The organism is Bacillus sp. DX3.1 (assembly GCF_030292155.1).
Lineage (GTDB): Bacteria > Bacillota > Bacilli > Bacillales > Bacillaceae_G > Bacillus_A.
This window is the reverse complement of sequence record NZ_CP128153.1, coordinates 3699600-3722524: the sequence shown is the minus strand read 5'-3', so window position 1 is coordinate 3722524 and position 22925 is coordinate 3699600. Positions and strand designations below refer to the sequence as shown.

Annotated in this window: 25 protein-coding genes; 18 read left to right on the top strand and 7 right to left on the bottom strand. The window is 35.5% G+C overall.

Translation table 11 applies throughout. The features are described 5' to 3' along the window. Positions 1 to 11 precede the first annotated feature (11 nt). Positions 12 to 470 carry a YkyB family protein gene (locus QRE67_RS18495; RefSeq protein WP_286121683.1) on the bottom strand — a complete coding sequence of 153 codons (459 nt, stop codon included), beginning with the start codon at positions 468 to 470 and terminating at the stop codon, positions 12 to 14. 177 nt (positions 471 to 647) lie between these two features. On the opposite strand from QRE67_RS18495, the gene QRE67_RS18490 reads away from it, so the two are divergent. Then, positions 648 to 2186, top strand: coding sequence for a Ppx/GppA family phosphatase (locus QRE67_RS18490; protein ID WP_286121682.1), 1539 nt, complete (start codon positions 648 to 650; stop codon positions 2184 to 2186). Positions 2187 to 2295: 109 nt separating this feature from the next. Next, entirely contained in the window at positions 2296 to 4404 is a 2109-nt protein-coding gene (locus QRE67_RS18485) for an RNA degradosome polyphosphate kinase (protein WP_286121681.1), read from the top strand. Positions 4405 to 4578: 174 nt separating this feature from the next. Here the strand turns inward: QRE67_RS18485 and QRE67_RS18480 are convergent, their stop codons facing one another. Together QRE67_RS18480 and QRE67_RS18475 are read right to left on the bottom strand one after the other, a co-directional pair. Further along, complete coding sequence (locus QRE67_RS18480) at positions 4579 to 4818, bottom strand: hypothetical protein (RefSeq protein ID WP_286121680.1); 240 nt, start codon at positions 4816 to 4818, stop codon at positions 4579 to 4581. Between the two features lie 99 nt (positions 4819 to 4917). Then, positions 4918 to 5784, bottom strand: coding sequence for a metallophosphoesterase (locus QRE67_RS18475; RefSeq protein ID WP_286125320.1), 867 nt, complete (start codon positions 5782 to 5784; stop codon positions 4918 to 4920). A 536-nt stretch (positions 5785 to 6320) separates the two neighbouring features. On the opposite strand from QRE67_RS18475, the gene fadH reads away from it, so the two are divergent. The 3 genes from fadH (at position 6321) to QRE67_RS18460 (ending at position 9203) form a co-directional block, all read left to right on the top strand. Continuing rightward, positions 6321 to 7085: a 2,4-dienoyl-CoA reductase gene (fadH, locus tag QRE67_RS18470; RefSeq protein ID WP_286121679.1), complete on the top strand. Its 765-nt coding sequence runs from the start codon at positions 6321 to 6323 to the stop codon at positions 7083 to 7085. Between the two features lie 225 nt (positions 7086 to 7310). Continuing rightward, positions 7311 to 8528, top strand: coding sequence for an EAL domain-containing protein (locus QRE67_RS18465; protein ID WP_286121678.1), 1218 nt, complete (start codon positions 7311 to 7313; stop codon positions 8526 to 8528). 180 nt (positions 8529 to 8708) lie between these two features. Next, the gene (locus QRE67_RS18460) at positions 8709 to 9203 is read left to right on the top strand and encodes a DUF3993 domain-containing protein (RefSeq protein WP_286121677.1); all 495 of its coding nucleotides are present in this window, start codon (positions 8709 to 8711) and stop codon (positions 9201 to 9203) included. A gap of 24 nt (positions 9204 to 9227) precedes the next feature. Here QRE67_RS18460 and QRE67_RS18455 read toward each other — a convergent pair whose 3' ends face one another. Then, positions 9228 to 9464 (bottom strand): glutaredoxin family protein, encoded by a 237-nt coding sequence (locus QRE67_RS18455; RefSeq protein ID WP_286125319.1) that lies wholly within the window; start codon positions 9462 to 9464, stop codon positions 9228 to 9230. A 322-nt stretch (positions 9465 to 9786) separates the two neighbouring features. On the opposite strand from QRE67_RS18455, the gene QRE67_RS18450 reads away from it, so the two are divergent. The 12 genes from QRE67_RS18450 (at position 9787) to QRE67_RS18395 (ending at position 18525) form a co-directional block, all read left to right on the top strand. Then, positions 9787 to 10023: a YkuJ family protein gene (locus tag QRE67_RS18450; protein WP_286121676.1), complete on the top strand. Its 237-nt coding sequence runs from the start codon at positions 9787 to 9789 to the stop codon at positions 10021 to 10023. A 193-nt stretch (positions 10024 to 10216) separates the two neighbouring features. Then, on the top strand, positions 10217 to 10366 hold the full coding sequence (locus QRE67_RS18445) for a hypothetical protein (protein WP_286121675.1): 150 nt from the start codon (positions 10217 to 10219) through the stop codon (positions 10364 to 10366). Positions 10367 to 10441: 75 nt separating this feature from the next. Further along, complete coding sequence (locus tag QRE67_RS18440; RefSeq protein WP_286121674.1) at positions 10442 to 10960, top strand: ribonuclease H-like YkuK family protein; 519 nt, start codon at positions 10442 to 10444, stop codon at positions 10958 to 10960. Between the two features lie 85 nt (positions 10961 to 11045). Next, positions 11046 to 11237, top strand: a complete 192-nt coding sequence (abbA, locus tag QRE67_RS18435) for an antirepressor AbbA (RefSeq protein WP_286121673.1) — start codon at positions 11046 to 11048, stop codon at positions 11235 to 11237. 319 nt (positions 11238 to 11556) lie between these two features. Then, positions 11557 to 12000 (top strand): cyclic-di-AMP-binding protein CbpB, encoded by a 444-nt coding sequence (gene cbpB, locus QRE67_RS18430; RefSeq protein ID WP_286121672.1) that lies wholly within the window; start codon positions 11557 to 11559, stop codon positions 11998 to 12000. 329 nt (positions 12001 to 12329) lie between these two features. Then, positions 12330 to 13187 carry a transcriptional regulator CcpC gene (ccpC, locus tag QRE67_RS18425; RefSeq protein ID WP_483298687.1) on the top strand — a complete coding sequence of 286 codons (858 nt, stop codon included), beginning with the start codon at positions 12330 to 12332 and terminating at the stop codon, positions 13185 to 13187. Between the two features lie 71 nt (positions 13188 to 13258). Next, on the top strand, positions 13259 to 13981 hold the full coding sequence (gene dapD, locus QRE67_RS18420; protein ID WP_286121671.1) for a 2,3,4,5-tetrahydropyridine-2,6-dicarboxylate N-acetyltransferase: 723 nt from the start codon (positions 13259 to 13261) through the stop codon (positions 13979 to 13981). Positions 13982 to 14040: 59 nt separating this feature from the next. Then, the gene (locus tag QRE67_RS18415; RefSeq protein WP_286121670.1) at positions 14041 to 15171 is read left to right on the top strand and encodes an N-acetyldiaminopimelate deacetylase; all 1131 of its coding nucleotides are present in this window, start codon (positions 14041 to 14043) and stop codon (positions 15169 to 15171) included. 210 nt (positions 15172 to 15381) lie between these two features. Beyond that, positions 15382 to 15930, top strand: coding sequence for a peroxiredoxin (locus QRE67_RS18410; RefSeq protein ID WP_286121669.1), 549 nt, complete (start codon positions 15382 to 15384; stop codon positions 15928 to 15930). 74 nt (positions 15931 to 16004) lie between these two features. After that, positions 16005 to 16463: a TlpA family protein disulfide reductase gene (locus QRE67_RS18405; RefSeq protein WP_286121668.1), complete on the top strand. Its 459-nt coding sequence runs from the start codon at positions 16005 to 16007 to the stop codon at positions 16461 to 16463. 305 nt (positions 16464 to 16768) lie between these two features. Further along, the gene (locus QRE67_RS18400; protein WP_286121667.1) at positions 16769 to 17635 is read left to right on the top strand and encodes a cytochrome C oxidase assembly protein; all 867 of its coding nucleotides are present in this window, start codon (positions 16769 to 16771) and stop codon (positions 17633 to 17635) included. A 224-nt stretch (positions 17636 to 17859) separates the two neighbouring features. Continuing rightward, positions 17860 to 18525 carry a potassium channel family protein gene (locus QRE67_RS18395; protein ID WP_286121666.1) on the top strand — a complete coding sequence of 222 codons (666 nt, stop codon included), beginning with the start codon at positions 17860 to 17862 and terminating at the stop codon, positions 18523 to 18525. 188 nt (positions 18526 to 18713) lie between these two features. On the opposite strand, the gene rnjA is transcribed toward QRE67_RS18395, so the two are convergent. Both rnjA and QRE67_RS18385 read right to left on the bottom strand, forming a co-directional pair. Beyond that, the gene (rnjA, locus tag QRE67_RS18390) at positions 18714 to 20381 is read right to left on the bottom strand and encodes a ribonuclease J1 (RefSeq protein WP_286121665.1); all 1668 of its coding nucleotides are present in this window, start codon (positions 20379 to 20381) and stop codon (positions 18714 to 18716) included. Between the two features lie 3 nt (positions 20382 to 20384). Then, positions 20385 to 20597, bottom strand: coding sequence for a DNA-dependent RNA polymerase subunit epsilon (locus tag QRE67_RS18385; protein ID WP_286121664.1), 213 nt, complete (start codon positions 20595 to 20597; stop codon positions 20385 to 20387). Between the two features lie 597 nt (positions 20598 to 21194). Here QRE67_RS18385 and QRE67_RS18380 point away from each other — a divergent pair. Continuing rightward, entirely contained in the window at positions 21195 to 21968 is a 774-nt protein-coding gene (locus tag QRE67_RS18380) for a Cof-type HAD-IIB family hydrolase (protein ID WP_286121663.1), read from the top strand. Between the two features lie 132 nt (positions 21969 to 22100). Here the strand turns inward: QRE67_RS18380 and def are convergent, their stop codons facing one another. Continuing rightward, a complete protein-coding gene (def, locus tag QRE67_RS18375; RefSeq protein ID WP_286121662.1) occupies positions 22101 to 22655 on the bottom strand; it encodes a peptide deformylase in 555 nt (184 codons plus the stop codon). Between the last annotated feature and the right edge of the window lie 270 nt (positions 22656 to 22925).

Here is a 22925-nt window from a genome sequence, read left to right as displayed (position 1 = left end):
GCTAACCTGCTTTATTTTTTTGTATACGTACGTCGATACCATGGAATGGGTTCACTTAATTTTTTTTCTTGTCTAAGTGCCTCAGCACCAATATAATCTTGAAGCGTCTTTTTTGCTGTGGCTAAAGATAGAGTTGTTTTGGGGTTTCGATAAGAAGAGTCGAGACTACCAAGATGTGAGAGAGTACGAAAATCATCTTTTGTCGGAGGAATATGAAAATAATAGTCACCTACTCGAACGAGAACATCGGATTGTTGCTGACTAAAACGAGGGTTTTTGGAAAAGTGTAACCCTTTTTTTATTGCTTTCTCTTCTATAATTAAACGTTCTAAAGTGGTCTTTTTTAACCAGTATAAATATTTAGGATTTGTAGCGGATTTTGCATGCCGATTCACAACGAAAATAGATTGAGCCAATCGATCAATAGATTGCTGTTTATATGGATGAGACTGTGGTTGTGAAGGTTTCATAGTGTGACCCCCTTTCTAGTTTTCATTATTATAGCATAAATAAAAGTAGTTTTATTATATATAAAAAGTGATTGTATGTATTTTCAATATTAAAGTAATATTGTTACAAAAAACAACTATTTTGTATAATAGTGATAGGACTGGTTTTGGGAATTCAATAATGAAAGAGTGAGAGCAATGAAAAATATATTGAAACAGCAATATGCCATTATTGACATCGGCTCAAATACAATGCGATTAGTTATTTATGAGAAACAAAACGGGGGCTTTTATAAAGAAATTGAAAATACAAAGGTAGTTGCACGTTTAAGAAATTATTTAATAGACGGTGTACTAATAGAAGAAGGAATGGAGTTACTGCTTCAAACATTACTTCAATTTCAAGAAAGTACAAGGTTTCATGGATTACATAATGTGCTTTGCGTGGCGACAGCGACAATTCGACAAGCAGAAAATCAAGAGGAAATTAAGAGGCTTGTGGAAGGGAAAACAGATTTTATCCTTCGAATTTTATCGGAATATGAAGAAGCACGTTATGGCTACTTAGCGGTGATGAATTCAACCTCTTTTACAGAAGGTGTTACAGTCGATATTGGGGGTGGAAGTACAGAGGTTACGTATTTTCGGAACCGAGAAATTGTAGAATATCATAGTTTTCCTTTTGGAGCGCTTTCCTTAAAACAACAATTTATTCATCATGAGACACCAACTACGGAAGAATTAGAGGAGTTGAGAAGATATGTATTGTATCAATTTCAAGCGTTACCTTGGCTAAAGGATAAAAAGTTGCCCCTTATTGCGATTGGTGGAAGTGCACGAAACATGGTGAAAATTCATCAAAATTTAATTTTTTATCCGATAGCCGGATTGCATTTATATAAAATGAAAGAAGCTGACATTAAAGATGTACAAGAAGAACTGAGAGCGCTTCCTTTTACGGAATTACAAAAGTTAGATGGTTTAGCGAAGGATCGTGCAGATACAATTATTCCGGCAGTGGAGGTGTTTTCTACATTAACAACTATCGTACAAGCACCTTCATTTATATTGAGCCGGAGAGGGTTACGAGAAGGTGTTTTCTATGAGGAATTGACGAAGAATTTAGGTGTTTCTTATTATCCAAATGTAATTGAAGAGAGTTTGTACTTATTATCTCACGAATATGAAATGGATATGAGGTTTGTTGTGCAACTGATTAAGCAGGGAACGTTAATTTGTAAAAAACTTGAAGAGTGCGAGGTTGTTTCTTTTACAGAGAAAGATTGGGATATATTATATCAAGCTGCAAAAGTATTTAATATTGGAAAATACATAGATGCAGAAGCAAGCCGTCTACATACATTCTATTTATTGGCGAATAAAACAATTGATGGCATGATGCATAAAGAACGTATCAGATTGGCGCTTATCGCATCTTATAAGTCAAAAATGTTATTTAAGCAGCATTTGGATCCGTTTGAAGGTTGGTTTGATAAAAATGAACAGAGAAAGATTCGGTTGTTAGGGGCGATTTTACAATTTTCTGCTGCTTTAAATGTAAGACATCGAGATCTTATCGAAGCGATTCAAGTGAAAAGAAATAAGGAGGGACTTGTATTTTACATTATGTGCGAACAATCGGCTTTAGCTGAAAAGGTACAAGCCGAAAAGCAGAAAAAACAACTTGAAAAAGCATTAAAGATGAACATTGAACTAGTATTTGAAATGAAATGTTAAGAAGTACGAACTTCTTTACAGAAATTTTACACTTTAGTAAATTGGAATTTGCTACAATAAATGTAATTAAATTATATTGAAAAAGTTTCAAGGGGAAGTGTGAAGGGAAATGGAAATGATCAAGGGGAATCTAGTGAATTTAAATGATACTGCTTACTACAATAACCGTGAATTAAGCTGGCTTGCTTTTAATGAACGCGTGTTGCAAGAAGCGCAAGATGAAAATAATCCGCTATTAGAAAGACTAAAGTTCATCAGTATCTTTAGTTCGAATTTAGATGAATTTTTTATGGTACGTGTTGCAGGCTTGAAAGATCAAGTAAAAGCGGGATTTAATCAACCAGAAAATAAGGCTGGATTAACACCAAAACAGCAGATTAATAAAATTGCTGTGAAGGCACATGAATTGATGAAGGTTCAGTATAATACATTCAAAAATACTGTACTGCCAGCTTTGGAAGCAGAAGGAATTGAGCCGTTAACGTTTCATGATTTAACGAAAGAACAGCGTGAATTTATTGAAGAGTACTTCGATGAACAAATTTTCCCTGTACTAACACCTGTTGCAATTGATGCATATCGTCCGTTTCCGATGTTATTAAATAAAAGTTTAAATTTGGCTACCATTTTATATGATGAGAGACAGGCGGAAGAAGAAAATAGAACAAAACTTGGAATTGTTCAAGTTCCATCATTACTAGAACGTTTCATCTTCTTGCCGAGTGAAGATCAAAAACAAAAATTTATTTTGCTAGAAGATGTAATTAGCAGTTTTACTCATAAATTATTTACAGGATATGCGGTATCTTCTGTCACTCGTTTTCGTATTACACGTAATGCTGATCTAACCATCCACGAAGAGGGTGCGCGTGATTTATTAAAAGTTATTGAAAAAGAGTTAAAAAAACGTAAATGGGGAGCGGCTGTTCGTTTAGAAATTGGAAAAGAACATGTAGATGAGAGGGTTTTATCTTTACTATATGAAGTATTAGAAGTGAAAGATGAAGATGTATATCTAATGGACGGACCATTAGATTTAACATGTTTGTTTTCACTATATAAAAAATTGGCTCCTATATATGGACATCTCATTTATCCAGCTCTTATTCCACAGCCACCTCAAGATTTAGGTGATGAGGAAGACGTATTTGAAAAGGCGATCGAACATGATATTTTACTGCATCATCCGTTTGAATCTTTTCAGCCTGTGGTTGATTTCGTGCGTGATGCAGCGGATGATCCTAACGTATTGGCAATTAAACAAACGTTGTATCGTGTAAGCGGGGATTCCCCTGTGATACAAGCGTTAAAGATTGCTGCAGAAAAAGGGAAGCAAGTAACGGTTCTTGTTGAATTGAAGGCTCGTTTTGATGAAGAAAATAATGTACACTGGGCAAAGGAACTAGAGCAGGCTGGTTGTCACGTTATTTATGGTGTTAGCCATTTGAAAACACATAGTAAAATTACACTTGTCGTGAGACGGAAGCATGGTGCGATTGAACGATTTGTCCACTTAGGTACAGGAAATTATAATGATGCTACTGCAAAATTATACACAGACTTTGGCTATATTACATTTCGAAAGGAGTTCGGAATTGATGCAACAAACTTCTTTAATTATTTAAGTGGTTATACGACAAAGCCACATTTTCATCATTTGTCAGTTGCTCCATTTGATATACGGAATCAGTTTATTGAATTAATTGATGAAGAGATGCGTTACCATAAACAGTACGGTAATGGACATATTATTGCCAAGATGAATTCCTTAACAGATAAACCACTCATTCAAAAGTTGTATGAGGCATCTCAAGCTGAGGTGAAAGTTGAACTAATTGTAAGGGGAACATGCTGCTTACGTCCTGGTGTTGGAAATGTAAGTGAAAATATTCGTGTGATTAGTCTCGTTGGGCGTTATTTAGAGCATAGTCGCATTTATTATTTCCATCATAATGGAGAAGAAAAGGTCTACTTATCTTCTGCAGATTGGATGACACGGAACATGGAAAAACGCGTGGAAATTTCATTCCCAATTTTGGGAGTTGAAATGAAAGCTAGAATTAAAGCAATATTACAGCTTATTTTGGAAGATAACGTAAAAACGCGTGAACAACGTAAAGATGGGGAATATTATTATGTAATAAGTGATGGTTCGCAAGAAATTGATAGCCAAGTGAAACTATTTCAAATGGCTTATCAAAATACCGATGCAGAATAATGTATGATGGTGTATGAAAGAGAAGTGGAACCCCATTTCAAAATGATAAGGTGAACATCTCTTTATAGTAATAAACGAAAAAAGCCTCTTATTCATAAGAGGCTTTTTTCATAGTTTTTGGTTTGTCTCAATCTAACGGCAGTAAACCCCGGCTAATAGAAGTTTTACTTTATATTAATAGTAATACGGTTGTTGGCAAGGACTTCCATAACAAGGATACGGTGTAGGCGGATATGGCGAAGGTGGGTATGGCGGATAGTAAGGTGGCCTAGGACCAAATGCCAATGCTCCGCCAATTAAACCACCAGCAAGTCCTGCCAAAAATGGAACACCGAAAAATGGTAAGAAGCGTGAGTCGCCTACTGGACCAATGGGTACTGAACGAACTGGAAAGGGCTGAAGATATGGGTACATGTAACAACCTCCTTTATTGGACTCATTGTTATCATATGGGAAAAAGGGATGGATGAGCGAGTACAAGAAAGGATATAGTAGAAAATAGGCAGTTGTACGTTACGGGTGCTGAAGAGTAAAGACCGTAATTTCCGGTCTAGCCATAAAACGGAATGGAACCCGTGTCGTTCCAAGGCCACGATTTACATATAATAGTAGTGAATGTGCTTCTTGAATGTGATAAAAACTTTCAATGTAGTGCTTTGCAAGCGTTGGTGTAACAATTGCTCCGAAGAAAGGTAGTTGTACTTGTCCGCCATGACTATGTCCAGAAAGTTGGAGATTTACCGGGAAGTTTGCAATTTTTGGCGCTATGTCAGGCTCGTGTACGAGTACGATTGTATACATTTCTTTTTGTGCGTGTTGTAATGTCGCATCAATTTCTGGATTACCAAGAAGCATATCGTCAATTCCGAAAATAGAAATTTCACTATCGTCTAATAGGTAAATACGTTTTTCGGCATTTTGTAGTACTTCAAAACCTGCTTCTCTCATAATTTGACTATAGTATTCTGTTCCGTATCCACCGTGATCATGGTTTCCATAGATTGCAAATTTTCCAAGAGGAGCACGAATGTTTCGTAAAATAGAAGAAACAAAAGGCGTTTCACTATATGTTTGATAATCATCGATTAAGTCACCAGTGAAAAATACAATATCCGGCTGTGTCTCATTTATTTTGGAAACGATTTTAGAAAGCTGTTGGAGTGAAAAATAGTACCCTAAATGTAAATCACTAAATTGAACGATTTTCACGCCGTGAAAGTTTTTAGGAATGAGTGGAGAACGAAGGGAATGATGGGTAAAAGAAAGAAGGCGTGGTTCTATATATTTCGCATAGTAATAGCCTAAACCAGTTGTTACACATGTGTAAAAGGATGTACGTATAGCCGATTTTATAAATTTTCTTCTTGTTAATCGATTCATATTCATATGAGAGAAACTATAAGAGCAAAAATATAATGAGAAGTAAACTCTTATAGCGTCACTACAGCTCTCCTCTCCTTGTATTCACTTTTCTATATAAATACAAATTAAAAAACCGACATAAAACCCTTCTTTTTAGGTGGGAGAGAGCATCCGTTCATGCATAGAAGCGGTCAGATCCTTTTCCTGCTCCATGCCAAGTAAAAACAAAGAGAGAAAACGAGTGCACGTCACCTTTTGTTATCCATAGCCGCGGCTTATATGTCGAAAAATCAAAATGGATATATATAGCATGTAAGGCTGTAAGCTTTTCGTGATGATAGGGAATGAAGAGAATGGCTACGAATGCTAGTTTTTGTTGTATTTTTAAGATGCCATTGCAAAGTTTCAAGTGTATAAGTGCTATAAATAGGATGAAGAATTTATATTGATAGTATCATTTTATTAAAAGATATCAGAAAAATTTAAAAATATAAAGATTTCTATTAAATAAAGTGATAAAATGAATATGTATTCATTTTTGGGGAGGGGAAAATTTGAAAGGAAAAGTAGCGGTAATTACAGGTGGTTCAAGTGGAATGGGAAAAGGAATGGCGGCTCGTTTTGCAAAGGAAGGCGCGTTTGTTGTTATTACAGGACGTACGCTAGAGAGTCTAGATGAAGCAAGGAAAGAAATTGAGCAGTTTCCAGGACAAGTGTTAACTGTACAAATGGATGTTCGAAATATAGAAGATATCAAACGGATGATTGAACAGATTGATGAGAAGTTTGGACGTATTGATATTTTAGTAAATAATGCAGCAGGTAACTTTGTTTGTCCTGCCGAAGACTTATCAATAAATGGCTGGAATTCCGTTATTAATATTGTATTGAACGGAACGTTTTATTGTAGCCAAGCAGTAGGGAAGTATTGGATCGAAAAGGGAATAAAAGGGAATATCATTAATATGGTCGCGACATATGCATGGGATGCAGGACCTGGAGTGATTCATTCTGCAGCTGCTAAAGCCGGTGTACTAGCAATGACAAAAACGCTGGCCGTTGAGTGGGGACGTAAATATGGCATTCGTGTTAATGCGATTGCACCTGGCCCAATTGAACGAACTGGCGGTGCTGATAAATTGTGGACTTCAGAAGAGGCTGCAAAACGTACTTTACAAAGTGTTCCTCTTGGTCGTCTTGGTACACCGGAAGAAATTGCTGGCTTAGCTTATTATTTATGTTCCGATGAAGCGGCATATATAAATGGTACGTGTATGACAATGGATGGTGGACAGCATTTACATCAGTATCCATTCTAAAGGGATTACGTAAAATGTGACGGATTTGTGACATGTGAAAGAAAAGTGTTTACAAGAGGTGGTTTGTAAGGTATATTTAAGACCTCTTTTTTCTTCATAGTAGAATTGCTAATTCCCCTTAGCATTTTACCCCTCTAATCCCTTCAGGAGAACTGAAGGGATTTTTTATTATTTTTCTATACATACCATGTTATAATTTTTGAAAAGTAAAAGGAGGGAAATATTGTGGTAGATGCATTGGATGTAATGAGTAACTTGGATAAAGTCCTTCCTTACTATCAAGCTATTTTTAGTGCTGATGAACATACAATAATTGGATATGAGGTAGTAGGGCGTATCCAAACAGAAGATGGTTTACAAAGTCTGTCTTCTTTTTTTCATGACGATTCAATTCCAGGTGAATTCCAACTAGAGGCGGATAATGTCATTGTAGAAAAAGCGTTGGAACGATATTTAGAAACAGATCAAAAGTTTTTATTGTTTATACATCGCAATGCGAATATATTAATGAATGATGAAGACGAAAGTTTACTTCATTTATTGTTAACGTATGAAAAGAAAGGGTTAAACCTACATCATATTGTATTAGAAATAACGGAGCATGATTGTAAGGAAGATATAGAACAATTTAATCACTTACTTTTATATTACCGTACATATGGAATTCAAATTGCAATTAATAAAGTCGGCACAGGTACAAGTAATCTTGAGCGTATTAGCGTACTAGCACCTGACATCTTAAAGGTTGATTTAACGAATTTAAGGCAAACCGCACTTTTACAATCGTACCAAGATATTTTATATTCATTATCGCTCTTAGCGAGACGAATTGGTGCAACATTATTATATGAAGAAATTGATGCTTTTTACCAGTTGCAATATGCGTGGAAAAATGGCGGAAGATATTACCAAGGAAATTATTTAAAAGAGTTTTTACCTGATTTTATAGAAGCTGACATTTTAAAAGAGCGTCTTCGAAATGAATGTCATCAATTTATTCAACATGAAAAGAAAAAACTTCAAAAAATTTATCAATTAACAGAAACATTGCGGGATCATGCGGGAAATGTGCTATCTAAACACAAAAAAATTGATGATTTTAATAATTGGCTATTAAATTTTAGTCAACAAGTATCACATTATAGCTTTCGAATTTTTATTTGTAACGAAGATGGATTTCAGCAATCAGGAAATATCATGAAACAAAATGGTGAATGGGTTTTAATGCCGGAGTATTATATGAAAAATTGGAGTTGGCGTCCCTATTTTTTAGAAAATATAATGAAAATGCGTTTTGAAAATAAAGCAAGGCTTTCTGATTTGTATGCAGATATAGAAACTGGAGAAATGGTACGAACATTTTCCTTTCCGATTGATGATGAACATTTCTTATTTATTGATTTGTCTTATGAATTTTTATACGAAGAAGATGTTTTATTTTAATGCACGAAGCAATTCGTGCATTTTTTTGTTTTTTTTATCATAAATTGGTAATAGTGAGAAAGCTGGCAAAAATGCTGTCTATCATTGTAAAGATTTTACGAACGAAACATCCCCTGTCTTTGCATAATCATTGTTACAATGAATACTACAAAGACAAGCTTTTTAAAGGAAGGTGAAAGAATGAAAAAATATGGAATTTGGTTTGTACTATTTTTATGTGTTGCCTTTCTAGTTGGATATAGTGTTACAACGGTTCTTGGTAAGGAAGAAACAAAAGTGGATCGAAAAGAAGTATTTACAACAATTCAAAAAGGATACGAAGTACAATTCTCAATTCGTGGAACACATTTATCGATGAGTAAAATGATTGATGCACTATCACCATATTTTACAGATAATTTCCTTCAGGTCTTTACAGATGAAAACAGCCTTGATGTAAAACAAAGTGGTGAATATTTACTGCCTGCAAAAGAAGCTCCTTTTTCTTTTACTTCTCAAACAAAATTAGCATATGACGAAGAACACGGTAATTTATACGTATATGAACGGGCGAAGAATGAGCAATATCAAATTATTATATTACGAAAAGAGGCAGGTAAGTGGAAATTATCAGGTTATCATGAAAATAAGCAACTTTTGACAGAAATGAAAAAATTACAAGAATTGCAAGAATAGGAATAGGTGTAAAATCACCTATTCCTATTCTAGGTTTAATAGCTGTTGTAACTTTTCAATTTGAAAACCAGCAACAACTTCTCCATCAATGACAACAGTGGGTGTTGAATAGGAGTCATAATCATGTAAAAGGCGGTTGCGAGCGGCAGCGTCTTTTTTTACGTCAAATTCTTCGAATGTTACGTTATTATGTTTTAAAAATTCTTTTACAATTACACATGGTGGACAATCCGGCTGTGTATAAACCTCTATTTTTTTCATCATAAAGCCTCCTCTATTTCTGCTTTTTATTATATTCTGCAGCTATAAAAACTGCAATAAAGTTCAATTCATCGGATTTATCCTCCACCTATCTTTTACACTTGTTTAAATCTTCAGGTGGGGGTTTACTACTTATTAATGCGGAATAAAGGAAGATAAAGATTTTCTTTCGGGGTTTTACACCTTTTTTCGACAAATTTTAGTTGAGTTTCTGGCCAAGAACCTTTATCCTAGAGTGTGGAACATTTTTTCTGTTATGACGGATAGAATGAGTATAGCTGTAAAACCTATTGGTAGGCAGATTAGAGAAAGGGGAGATTTCATGTCTCTACTCCAAGGAATTTTAACTCGTCTTGTTAGTCTACAAGAACAAGCTGAAAGCGGTGAAGTAGCACAACGCTATTTTGAAGTGAACGGTGAACGCAAATGTAGCGTAAAATATTTTGATAAAAGTGATATGTATGAGTTGGAAGTGTATCAACAAGGTGAAAAACCACAAGTGTATCAATTTGATAACATTGACATGGTTGCGATCGAGATTTACGATATTATTTCTTGATACATACGAAGAAGGTACCGCTAGGGCGGTACCTTCTTTTTTTATAGGCAGTAAAATTACAACTTAAAGGCTAGAGAATTAGATGTATAAGATTTTTTTGTTATTCCTACACTGGTAGAAAGTGAAACTTTGATCAGTGAGGGTATTATTGCCCGCGAATAGCGAGATAAAAAGGAGAAAGGAAAGTGGAAAAGTGGAGAAATTACCGATTGTTGTTTGTCCGAAATGTCATACGTCATCTGAAATTGTACATGTATTAACTGCTCAATCTAACCAAAATGTTATTTATACATGTCCATCATGCAAGTATTACATTCGAAATATAGAAACGAATAAAGGATAATGAAGTCATAATTTGCTCTTTTGTCCCATACATTGAGAATACAAAAAGTCTGTCTAATTGAAGGGACGTGACTGTATGAACGGAGAGCACCGATTTTATAATCTATCCGAGCAGAATATGGATTTTGAAAGAGTTTTTACGCATATTTGTAATTTTATTGAAAGAGATCCGCGCAATTTATATCGACTATCTATCGGGACAGACTCACAAGCGCACCAAAAATATACTCGCTTTATTACAGCAATCCATCTTCATCGTGTTGGGAAAGGGGCGTGGGGATGTTTACGACAAAAAGCAATACATAAAAAGCCACCTACTTTACGTGAAAAAATATATTTAGAAACGCAGTTTAGCCAAGAGATTGCTTGCTTGTTTACACCAGATCATATAAGGCAGATATGGGATTTACTACATCCATATGGTCATGAAGGTGCTGGATTTGTAATGGAAATTCACTTAGATATCGGAAATGATGGATTAACAAAAGAATTTATTTTGGATATGACAATGAAGGTGAGAGCGATGGGATTAACGCCAAAAATTAAACCAGATGCGTATGCTGCTTTTAGTTATGCAAATCGCTATACGAAATAAAATAATACTGAATTTTCCATCTATTAAATAAAGAAAATATTTTATATAATAAATAATAAGGAAAAGGGAATAAGGAGAGGGGCATATGAAAAGGGAAGTTGGTTTAACAAAAGAAGAACAAAATATACTGTTAGACGTTTTATTTGGTCAAAATTACGCTAGTGAAATTCTTGCTGCTGAGATTACGGATATTGAAACGGGTTTAAAAAGAGTAGATATTTCCCAATATAAACAAATGACAAGATTATTTAATCGTTTGAAAAATGAAGGGTACTAAGCGCTACCAGAAAGGTAGTCTTTTTTTTTGTTTCTATGGTAAAATAACTGAGTATCGTTATTTTTTTCATATAAAAAATGAAGACAAAATAATAAAGTGAAAACGCTATCATAAGATGTGAATAGAAGTAGGAAATAAAGTGTAACTTTCAATACTGGAGAGGATTGGCCGAAACAATAAGATTCTTATGGATTGTTACTCCTTTAGACGTATTGGAACAGATTGAAAGCGGGTTTGGATTAAAAGCAGTGATAAAATATGAAATGTATATCAGAAACCATGTAAGCAGGAAAAAAGGGATAAAAATGGGGGATTTAATATGATTAGTATTCCAAAAGAAGAATTTCAACAAGTGCTTGTAAAAGATTTAATAATTTCGTCTGAAAAAGTAGCACATGTTCAAATTGGAAATAGCTTAGAGCATGCTTTGCTTGTTCTTGTAAAGTCTGGATATTCTGCGATTCCTGTTTTGGATTCAATGTACAAGTTACATGGATTAGTTAGCACTGCGATGATTTTGGATGGGATTTTAGGATTAGAACGCATTGAATTTGAAAAGCTGGAGGATATGAAAGTCGAGCATGTTATGAAGGATGAAATTCCGCGTCTTCAACTGGATGATTCATTTGCGAAAGCACTAGAAATGACAATTGATCATCCGTTTATTTGTGCGGAAAACGATGAGGGGTATTTTGAAGGCATTTTAACAAGGCGTGCGATTTTAAAACTGTTAAATAAAAAAGTACGACAATATAATCGCTAAAGAAGTGTGAGCGACTTCGAGGGGAAAAAGTGAAGTCGCTTTTTTATCATGTAACTTTGTTTTAATAAAACACATAATGACTTTGACACTTTACAGGGTGCAAAAAGCAGTAATGGATAAAATTATAGTGGATTTGTAAGTAAATAAAAATTCCATTTATCCCGCTATTTGCGGGCTAATGATCAGTTAAGGGGAAAACACCCCACTGATTAAAGTTTCACTTTATCAAGAGTTCTTAAAAGTGGTAACATAGATGTCGCATTTTTTTGAACAGTACATATATATTGAGGTTAGATGGTTACATGTGAGATGAGGAAAGAGGGAGAAAGTTGCAAATTGATGATTTTCAAATGATGGTTGTTTTAGCACAGGAATCCAATATGAGAAAAGCTGCGGAGCGTCTGTTTGTTTCACAGCCAGCGTTAAGTCAACGCTTACAATCAATGGAAAAACAATGGGGAATGAAATTCTTTATTCGCTCGCAAAAAGGGTTAACAATTACACCTGAGGGAGAGAAAGTAGCCAATTATGCGAAAGATATGCTGCAAAGGGAAGAAGCAATCAAGAGTGAATTGGCGGTATTTCACACGGAAACATACGGTACTTTAAAGTTAGCTGTCGCTTCTGTTATTGGTCAATACTGGTTACCACCTGTTTTAAAGAGGTTTGTACAAAAGTACCCATTCGTAAAAATATCTCTATTTACAGGTTGGAGTAGTGAAGTGCAAAAGCATTTTTATGAAGGGGATGTCCATGTAGCCATTTTGCGAGGGACACAAGAGTACAAAGGATATAAACAGCAATTATTTGAAGATGAGCTATATTTAGTGGATACAGAGATTAAAGATATTTCTATGTTAAAAGATACAAATAAACCATTCATTCAATTTAAAAGTGATTCGACATATTATGGACAAATACAAAATTGGTGGTATGGTTTGTTTTCTAATCCCCCAAAACGAACGATTGTTGTCGATCAAATTGAAACATGTAAGCAGCTTGTTTTAAATGGGATTGGTTATGCACTTTTACCTTCTACTGTTTTAAAAGAAGTGAGAGAAAAGACATATAAAACACCGGTACAATTGACGCGCGAAACGTGGTTATTGACAAGTGAATCAGCAAGGCAACTAAAACAAGTGCAAGCATTTTTAGAAATTATCGAAGAAATTCAAGCCGAAAAATAAGATTATTGTCTTGCGAGGAGCTCTTGCGTTTGGTAGAGTAACATTATAAATGGATTTAGGAGGCAACAAGCATGAAAATGATGGATGCAAACGAAATTATTTCGTTTATTCAAAAAAGTGAGAAGAAAACTCCTGTAAAGGTATACATAAAAGGGGATTTAAAAGAAGTTACATTCCCGGAAACAGTACAAGCTTTTGTAAATAAAAAATCAGGTGTATTATTTGGAGAATGGTCTGAAATTAAGGCACTTCTTGAAGAAAATAAAAAGCACGTTGTAGATTACGTTGTAGAAAATGATCGTCGTAACTCTGCAATTCCAATGCTCGACTTAAAAGGTATTACAGCACGTATTGAACCAGGTGCAATTATTCGTGACCATGTTGAAATTGGTGACAATGCAGTTATTATGATGAATGCAACAATTAACATTGGTGCTGTAATCGGTGAAGGTTCTATGATCGATATGAATGCGGTACTTGGTGGACGTGCTACAGTAGGTAAAAACTGTCACGTTGGTGCTGGAGCTGTCCTTGCAGGTGTTATCGAACCACCTTCTGCAAAACCAGTTATCGTTGAAGATGATGTTGTAATTGGTGCGAATGTAGTTGTTTTAGAAGGTGTTACAGTAGGTAAAGGTGCAGTTGTTGCAGCGGGTGCAGTTGTAACAGAAGACGTGCCACCATACACAGTTGTTGCAGGAACACCAGCACGCGTTATTAAAGAAATTGATGAAAAAACAAAAGCAAAAACAGAAATTAAACAAGAGCTTCGTCAATTAAACCCAGAAAAATAAAAACAGAAAGCGTAAGGGCAAATTCGCTCTTACGCTTTTTTGTAAATGGTGGTGGAAACATGACAGTCAGTAAATTTGTGAAAATGCGTAGAGAGTTGCATCAAATCCCGGAATTAGGGTTTCAAGAATGGAAAACGCAGCAATATATTTTAGGTTATATCCATACCCTTCCGAGTGAATATCTCGAAGTGAAAACATGGAAAACCGGTGTAATTGTAAAAGTAAATGGAAAAAATCCTGAGAAAACAATCGGTTATCGTGCAGATATTGATGGCTTACCGATTTCAGAGGAAACAGGATATGAATTCTCTTCTATACATGAAGGGATGATGCATGCGTGTGGTCATGATTTGCATACAACAATCGGTCTAGGACTCTTAACAGCTGCTGTAAAGGAGAGGATAGATGATAACCTTGTCTTTATTTTTCAACCGGCTGAAGAGGGGCCAGGTGGCGCTCTACCTATGTTAGAAAGTGAAGAGCTGAAGATATGGAAGCCTGACATGATTTTGGGCCTTCATATTGCACCCGAATATCCAGTAGGAACAATAGCAACAAAAGAAGGATTGCTATTTGCAAATACATCAGAATTATATATTGATTTGAAAGGAAAAGGTGGTCACGCAGCATATCCGCATACAGCGAATGATATGATTGTTGCTGCAAGTTACCTTGTCACACAGCTTCAATCCGTTGTTAGTCGTAATGTGAACCCGTTGGATAGTGGAGTTATTACAATTGGTAAAATTACGGGCGGAACTGTACAAAATATTATTGCAGAAAAGTCTCGCTTAGAAGGAACGATTCGAACATTATCAGTTGAATCGATGAAACGGGTAAAAGGTCGTATTGAAGCGATTGTTAAAGGAATTGAAGCTTCGTTTCAATGTGAAGCGTTTATTGATTACGGAGCGATGTACCATCAAGTATATAATCATGAAGTATTAACGCGAGAATTTATGTCATTTGCGGCGGAACAAACAGATATGAACTTGATTACATGTACTGAGGCGATGACAGGAGAAGACTTTGGATACATGCTTCGTGATATTCCAGGGTTTATGTTTTGGCTTGGTGTAGATTCTGAATATGGCTTACATCATGCGAAACTACAACCAAACGAAGAAGCGATTGAACAGACAATTGCATTTTTAGATCAATATGTAAAATGGAAAGGGAACAGAGGATAATACCTGCTCTTTTCCATAGGAAAAATTATTGTTTACAATGCATTTTTTTTGTAATTCTAGAACAATACTTTATAATGGTAGGTGGAGGAAAAAGTTGATAGCGAGTTATTTTATAATAATTATCAAATAACATTGACTAAAAATTGATTTCTCTTATATAATACAAGAGTAGACAATATACGATAAAAAAATTTACGGAGGTTGATACATATGGCAGAACGTATGGTAGCAAAACAAGCGCCACGCTTTGAAATGGACGCTGTTATGCCAAACAAAGAATTTGGTAAAGTAAGCCTTGAAGAAGTTATGAAACAAGACAAGTGGACAGTACTTTTCTTCTATCCAATGGACTTCACTTTCGTATGTCCAACAGAAATCATCGCACTTTCTGAGCGTTACGATGAGTTCGAAGATTTAGATGCAGAAGTAATCGGTGTATCTACTGATACAATCCACACTCATTTAGCTTGGATTAATACTGACCGTACGAAAAACGGTTTAGGTGATTTAAAATATCCATTAGCAGCTGATACAAACCATGTAGTAGCTCGTGATTACGGCGTATTACTTGAAGAAGAAGGTATCGCACTTCGCGGTTTATTCATCATTAGCCCAGAAGGCGAATTAATGTACCAAGTTGTACATCACAACAACATCGGACGTGAAGTTGATGAAGTAATTCGTGTTCTTCAAGCTCTTCAAACTGGTGGACTTTGTCCAGCAAACTGGAAACCAGGTGAAGCAACTTTAAACGTTTAATCTTAATGTAAACAACAGGAGGTCTAACAATATTTTTGTTAGACCTTTCTCTACATCTGTAAGGGGGGAAAATCATGAAATTACGTCAACCAATGCCTTCTTTAGACGGTGCAACAACAATATTAAATGGAGAAGTAGTGCGAGAATCGCTAATTGGTGAAAAGCCAACACTCATTCATTTTTGGTCAGTAAGTTGTCACTTATGTAAAGAGGCTATGCCAAGTATTAATGAATTCCGTGATGAATATAAAGAAGAATTAAATGTTGTGGCGGTTCATATGCCACGCTCAGAAGAAGATTTAGATCTAGAACAAGTAGAAGCAGTCGCAAAAGAACACGAAATTATACAGCCTATTTTAGTGGATAATCAACATGCGATTACAAATGCATTTGAAAATGAATATGTACCAGCATATTATGTATTTGATAAAAATGGTATGCTTCGTCATTTCCAAGCAGGTGGAAGCGGCATGAAAATGCTAACAAAACGAGTAAATCGTGTGTTAGATGAAGCAAAAAAAGAAGATGAATAAGTAAAAAAATTTCCCGCTTTAAAGTGAATGGGCATAAGCGGGGCTTTTATAGAGTTCGTTAAAAACCTCCTCTTTGTTAGGAGGTTTTTATTTTGAGAAAGATACTCTTACTTTTTGTGCTGTAATCGTCTTTCTTGAGAGTGTGAAGGAAGGAAAAGTTAGGAGGTAGCCTTGTTTGTCAGATTAACGATTCATATGAGGAAAATAACCTCACTAATGTAAGTTCCACTATATGTTTTGGTTTACTTTTTATATAGAAAATGTGTAAAATCAATGTGATACATAGAAAAAGGGTGGGGAATAAGGTGCAAATTGGCAGTGTAATTTTATGTTTCTTTTTATATGCATATGTTATTATTGCAGCGGTTTATTTTGGGATAAGCTTTTATGCATATCGCCTAACGAATAAACGCGAGTATGAAGAAACATATAAGTGGGTGAAAGGTTATTTATCCCCTGTATTAGAAATTATGAATGGATTTGTTCTTTTTTTATTTATTGGTTTAATTGCTTTTTCCACAAGCTTAGTTGGAAATAAGACAACTTTATTTGTAATCGGTACGATTATTTTTATGCTATTAGGTATTCGGATTGGAAATGCTGTATTTTGGAATGAGCGAAAAATTGACGGCTGGACAGGGATGCTTATGCCATGTATGTTAGCAGCTATTGTTACAAATATAGAACATGAGTATTTTCAGCTTCATTTTTGGCTAATCATTGTGTTAACGATTTTTTCTGTTCTGTATATCAGTACAACCTTTTTAACGTATTGTGCAAGCGAAAAAGGTGATACAAACGGAGTTAAATTTTTTCGGAATCAAGCGCTATTCTGGAGTGTTCCGACAATGCTGGTCATTGCAATTATTGCGCTTGTTGTAAACGGATATAATTTTGTGGGTTGGAAAAGCTTTTTGGAAATATGGTGGATCTTTATAGTTTCTTTTGGTGCATTCTTGGGAGCAACTCATTATTTATTTCATCAGCATCATTATAAATGGGCACTCTTATTTGCTTTTACACAGCTCTTATTTGCCTTTTTTGGACAAGAAACACTATTATTTGTATTTCAAACGTTTAGTTCGTTCGGCAACATCTTTATTTTTGGGATGCTTGTTTGTATCATTGCTTTTTATTTACAACAATATTTCTATATACAAAAGCAAAAGTAAGTATGAATCGGTAGTCTTTGTAGCAAATATAAAGTGAAACTTGGATCAGTGAGGGGTTTCTTCATCCCACACTAATCATTAGCCCTCACGAATCGGGCTTTTACAGGCAGTTTATCCCCAACCTAACTAGAACTTTGAGGTGAGGGTATTGTTGCCCTCAAATAGCGGGATAAACTATGCTACAATGATAGTAGATAGGACTTGATGTTATTGGAGGGATTCATGTGAGTGAGAAAGAGAAAGAATTTGCTGTCATCGGTCTTGGGCGTTTTGGAGGTAGTATTTGTCGTGAATTGGCTCAATTAGGTATGGAAGTAATGGCAATTGATCTTGATGAAGATAAAATCAATGAATTTGCGAATATCGCTTCTCATGCAGTCATTGCAGATTCAACAGATGAAATGGTTTTAAAAAGTCTTGGAATTCGAAACTTTGATCATGTTGTAGTTGCAATTGGTGATAATTTGAATGCGAGTATTTTAACGACGTTGATTTTAAAAGAACTTGGTGTGAAGAATATTACTGTCAAAGCTCAAAATGATTATCATGAAAAAGTGCTAACTAAAATAGGGGCGGATCATATTGTTCATCCTGAGAGGGATATGGGCAAACGAATTGCAAATAACATTGCTTCAAGTAACGTATTAGATTACTTAGAACTTTCAGATGAACATAGTATTGTGGAGATTATTGCAAATAAAAAGATTGATGGGCATTCTTTAATCGAATTAGATATTCGTGCAAAGTTTGGATTAAACATTGTAGCGATTAAACGAGGGAAGGAAGTAATTGTTTCTCCTCGTGCTACAGAAAATATCCAATCCGGAGATATTTTAATCGTAATTGGTCATGATGATGAAGTAGATCGTTTTAAACACTTCTTGAGATAAAGTAAAACTTTAATCAGTGGGGGTTTCATTCTCCGCTGATTATTAGCCCTCACCAATCGGCTTTTACGGGCAGTACTTAACTTCTTTGCTTCTTGTTCGAAGGGGGTATTACTGCCCGCGAATAGCGGGATAAAGAAGCCTAATATAGAAAAGGACAATGCTCAACATCATGAGCATTGTCCTTTTTCTTATATTTCCATAATGATTGGTAAAATCATTGGACGACGTTTCGTTTTTTCGTATAAGAATGGTGCCAATGTATCTGTAATTTCATTTTTAATTTCAGACCATTGTGTTGTTTTTCGCTCCATTACTTTTTCTAGATGAGTTGTAATTAATGATTGTGCATCGTTAATTAAATCGCTGCTCTCACGCATATAAACGAATCCACGAGAGATAATGTCAGGTCCGGCTGCAACCGTAAACTCTTTCATGTCAATGCTTACAACCACGATAACGAGTCCTTCTTCCGAAAGAATACGACGGTCGCGTAATACGATATTACCAATATCACCGATACCATTTCCATCAATATAAACAGAACCAGATGGAATTTTCCCAGCGACATTTGCTTCATCTTCACGTAGGGCAAGAACATCACCATTGTCCATAATAAAACAATTTTCTTCAGGAATGCCACAATCATTTGCCAGCTTTAAATGCATGCGTTGCATACGATATTCACCGTGAATTGGCATGAAGTATTTAGGTTTAATAAGACGTAGCATTAGTTTCTGCTCTTCTTGTCCGCCATGTCCGCTTGTATGAATATTTGAAAGCTTACCATGGATGACATCAGCACCAGCACGATACAACATATTAATTGTGCGACTTACGCTGACTGTATTTCCTGGAATTGGTGAAGAAGAGAATACAACTGTATCACCAGGAATGATTTGAATTTGGCGATGTGTACCGTTAGCGATGCGAGAAAGTGCTGCCATTGGTTCACCTTGACTACCTGTACATAAAATAACAATTTTATTTGCTGGTATACGATTCAGTTGAGACGCTTCCACAAATGTATCTTTTGGACAACGAATATAACCAAGGTTTTGACCAATCTCAATTGCTGATTCCATGCTTCGACCGAATACGGCAACTTTACGATTATTTTCTACAGCTGCTTCGACAACTTGTTGTAGACGATGAATATTTGACGCAAATGTTGCGAAGATGATACGACCTTCAACTTTGCGGAAAATATCTTGAATGCTTTCGCCAACGCGTCGTTCAGACATCGTAAAGTTTGGTACTTCACTATTTGTACTATCAGAGAGTAGACAAAGAACACCGGCTTTACCGATTTCCGCCATTTTCGTTAAGTCTGCTGGTTCGCCAACTGGTGTAAAGTCAAACTTAAAGTCACCTGTATGAACGATTTGTCCTTGCGGTGTTTTTACGACAACACCGTACGAATCTGGAATACTGTGCGTTGTGCGGAAGAATGAAACAGATGTCTTTTTGAATTTAATTACATCGTCTTCTTGAATTTCGTAAAGTTTCGCTTTACGAAGTAATCCGTGTTCTTCTAATTTGTTTTTTAGTAAGCCAATTGCTAATTTCCCACCGTAAATCGGGATGTTAACTTGACGTAATAAATAAGGGATACCACCAATATGGTCTTCGTGACCATGTGTAATGAATAGACCTTTAATTTTATCTTCGTTTCGTACAAAATAAGTGTAATCAGGGATAACATAGTCAATCCCTAGAAGTTCGTCTTCTGGAAACTTAATTCCAGCATCAATTATAATAATTTCATCTTGAAATTGAACAGCGTATGTATTTTTGCCGATTTCACCCAGTCCGCCAAGGGCGAAAACAGCCGCTTGATCATTTTTTAGGAATTTCATAAATTATACAATCTCCGTTAATGTTAAATCAGCATTTTGTTTTTCGTATTCAAGATGAGCGCCAGTAACAGATTGGACAAACTCGATATTATATGCGAACTTTTGTAATTTTGTACGAACGTCTTTTTCGGATTCAGCTTCTAAATATAGTACCTTTGTATTTTCACGTACAGGAACTTCATTCATTTTTTGTTGATAAAATACTTTAAAAATCATTGGAAAAACCTCTCTTTTTCTATGTTTTGCATTATCTGTTACCTATTATAAAGCAAACAGTGATGATTTTCATGTTTTTTCGAATGAGAATGAAGAAAAAGCCCGAAATGGGCACGATTTAAGCGATTGTCTTTTTACGAACTAAATCGTTTAAATATTGTTTTAACTTTTTCTTCATCTTCTTCAGCATGATTGCTTCTTCCTTTCCTTATTTCAAACATGCATATCTATCCCGTTTTAACGGGCTGTAGCCCTTCATCTTCATGCTTTGAAAAATCATGGGAGATAAATAGGGGCTTGCTATTCGGATGGGCTCGATGCATTTCATTCGCTTTTGTAAGGTGATATCGTGTGTACTATTTAGTCCGCTCAAACAGGCAGTAAGCTCCTGCTTATGGTTATAGTATGAGATATATTAGAAAAGAAAATTCATTCGAACCGGTACCAGTATTCTTTTGATAGTATATGCATATTTCATAAATAAGGTCAGAAAGTGACCGCTTTCTTCACAGATGTTTTATATGTTATACTTTTTTTTAGTGTTTGAAAAGAAATAATCCAGATAGGTACATAGAAGTGTTAGAAAGGATTTTGCAAATGAATGATAAAATCGTCTTTTTTGATATTGATGGAACATTACTAGATCATGATAAAAAAATCCCGCAATCTACAAAAGAAGCAGTGCGTGCATTGCAAGAGAAAGGAGTGCATGTAGCAATTGCAACAGGCCGTGCACCTTTTATGTTTGAAGATATTCGCAAGGAACTAAATATTCATAACTATGTAAGTTTCAATGGACAATATGTTGTATTTGAAGATGAGGTTGTATATAAAAACCCATTACACCCTGATACGTTACGTACGTTTACGACGTTCGCAAAACAAGAGGGATATCCTCTTGTTTACTTAGATCATGAGGATATGAAAGCGACAGTAGAATATCATGATTATGTAAAAGAAAGCTTCGGAAGTCTGCAATTTGAACACCCAGTATATGAACCAAACTTTTATGAAAATCGGGATATTTATCAAACGCTTCTTTTCTGTCAAGCTGGTGAAGAAGAGAAGTTTATTCATGATTATCAGGACTTTCATTTTATACGCTGGCATGCGTATTCTATGGATATTATCCCAAATGGTGGTTCCAAAGCAAAAGGGATTGAAAAATTTATTGAAAAATTAGGTTTCAAGCGTGAGCAAGTATATGCTTTCGGAGATGGTCTAAATGATTTAGAGATGATCGAAGCAGTAGGAACAGGCATCGTAATGGGGAATGGGCATTCTGAATTGAAAAAGCTTGCTAATTATGTCACGAAAGATGTTGATGAGGATGGTATTCTTCACGGCTTACAATGGGCCCGTTTATTATAAAAGTGATATGGTAACCATTTCACACAGGGGGAAATGGACTATTCTGTTATTAGTTATAAAAAAGGTAGAAGCAGGAGCTTCTACCTTTTTTATTTCACTTTAATGGACGGTAAGACCTTAAAGTGGGAGTTTTTATCTTTCGAGTGGATTTGCACCATCTGGAGTTGCTAATGGGTTTTCTTTATTAATATGATCATAGAACATAACACCGTTTAAATGATCGATTTCATGTTGAAATACAATTGCTGGTAACCCTTTTAAACGTAATTTTATTTCTTCACCATCGACTGTTGTCGCTTTAACTGTAATTCGTGTATAGCGGGGAACATAGCCAGGCACTTCACGATCTACGGATAGACAGCCCTCACCACCTGATAAGTACGTACGTTCAACAGAGTGACTCACAATTCTAGGGTTAAATAAAGCGTAGCTATATAATGTTTCATTTGAATCTGTAACATGAACAGCAATCATCTTTTTTGAAATGCCGATTTGTGGTGCAGCTATCCCAATTCCTGGACGTAAGTTATATTTTTCAACCATTTCAGGGTTTTGACTGTTGATTACAAATTCAATCATTTCTCGTAGTGTATGTACATCTTCTTCGCTTGCTGGCAGAGGTACTTCTTCTGCCACTGCTCGTAAAATGGGATTTCCTTCGCGAATTACATTATCCATTGTAAGCATATGCAATCTCTCCTTTCCTCTTTAGTCTACCAAAGGACATGAAAAAAGTCATGATAAAGTGAACGGTCTATTCATGCGGAATAGTTGACCTGTTTCAGGTTTATCCCGCTATTCACGGGCGGTAATCCCCCCACTTCAAAGTTCTGCAAGAAACAAAGGAGTTAGGTGAAAGCTAATGATCAGTGGGGGATGAAGACCCCCACTGATCATTAGCTTTCACTTTATTCTTTCTTCTTCAATCATTCCATTTGTAGTGTAAAAAAGTTACTG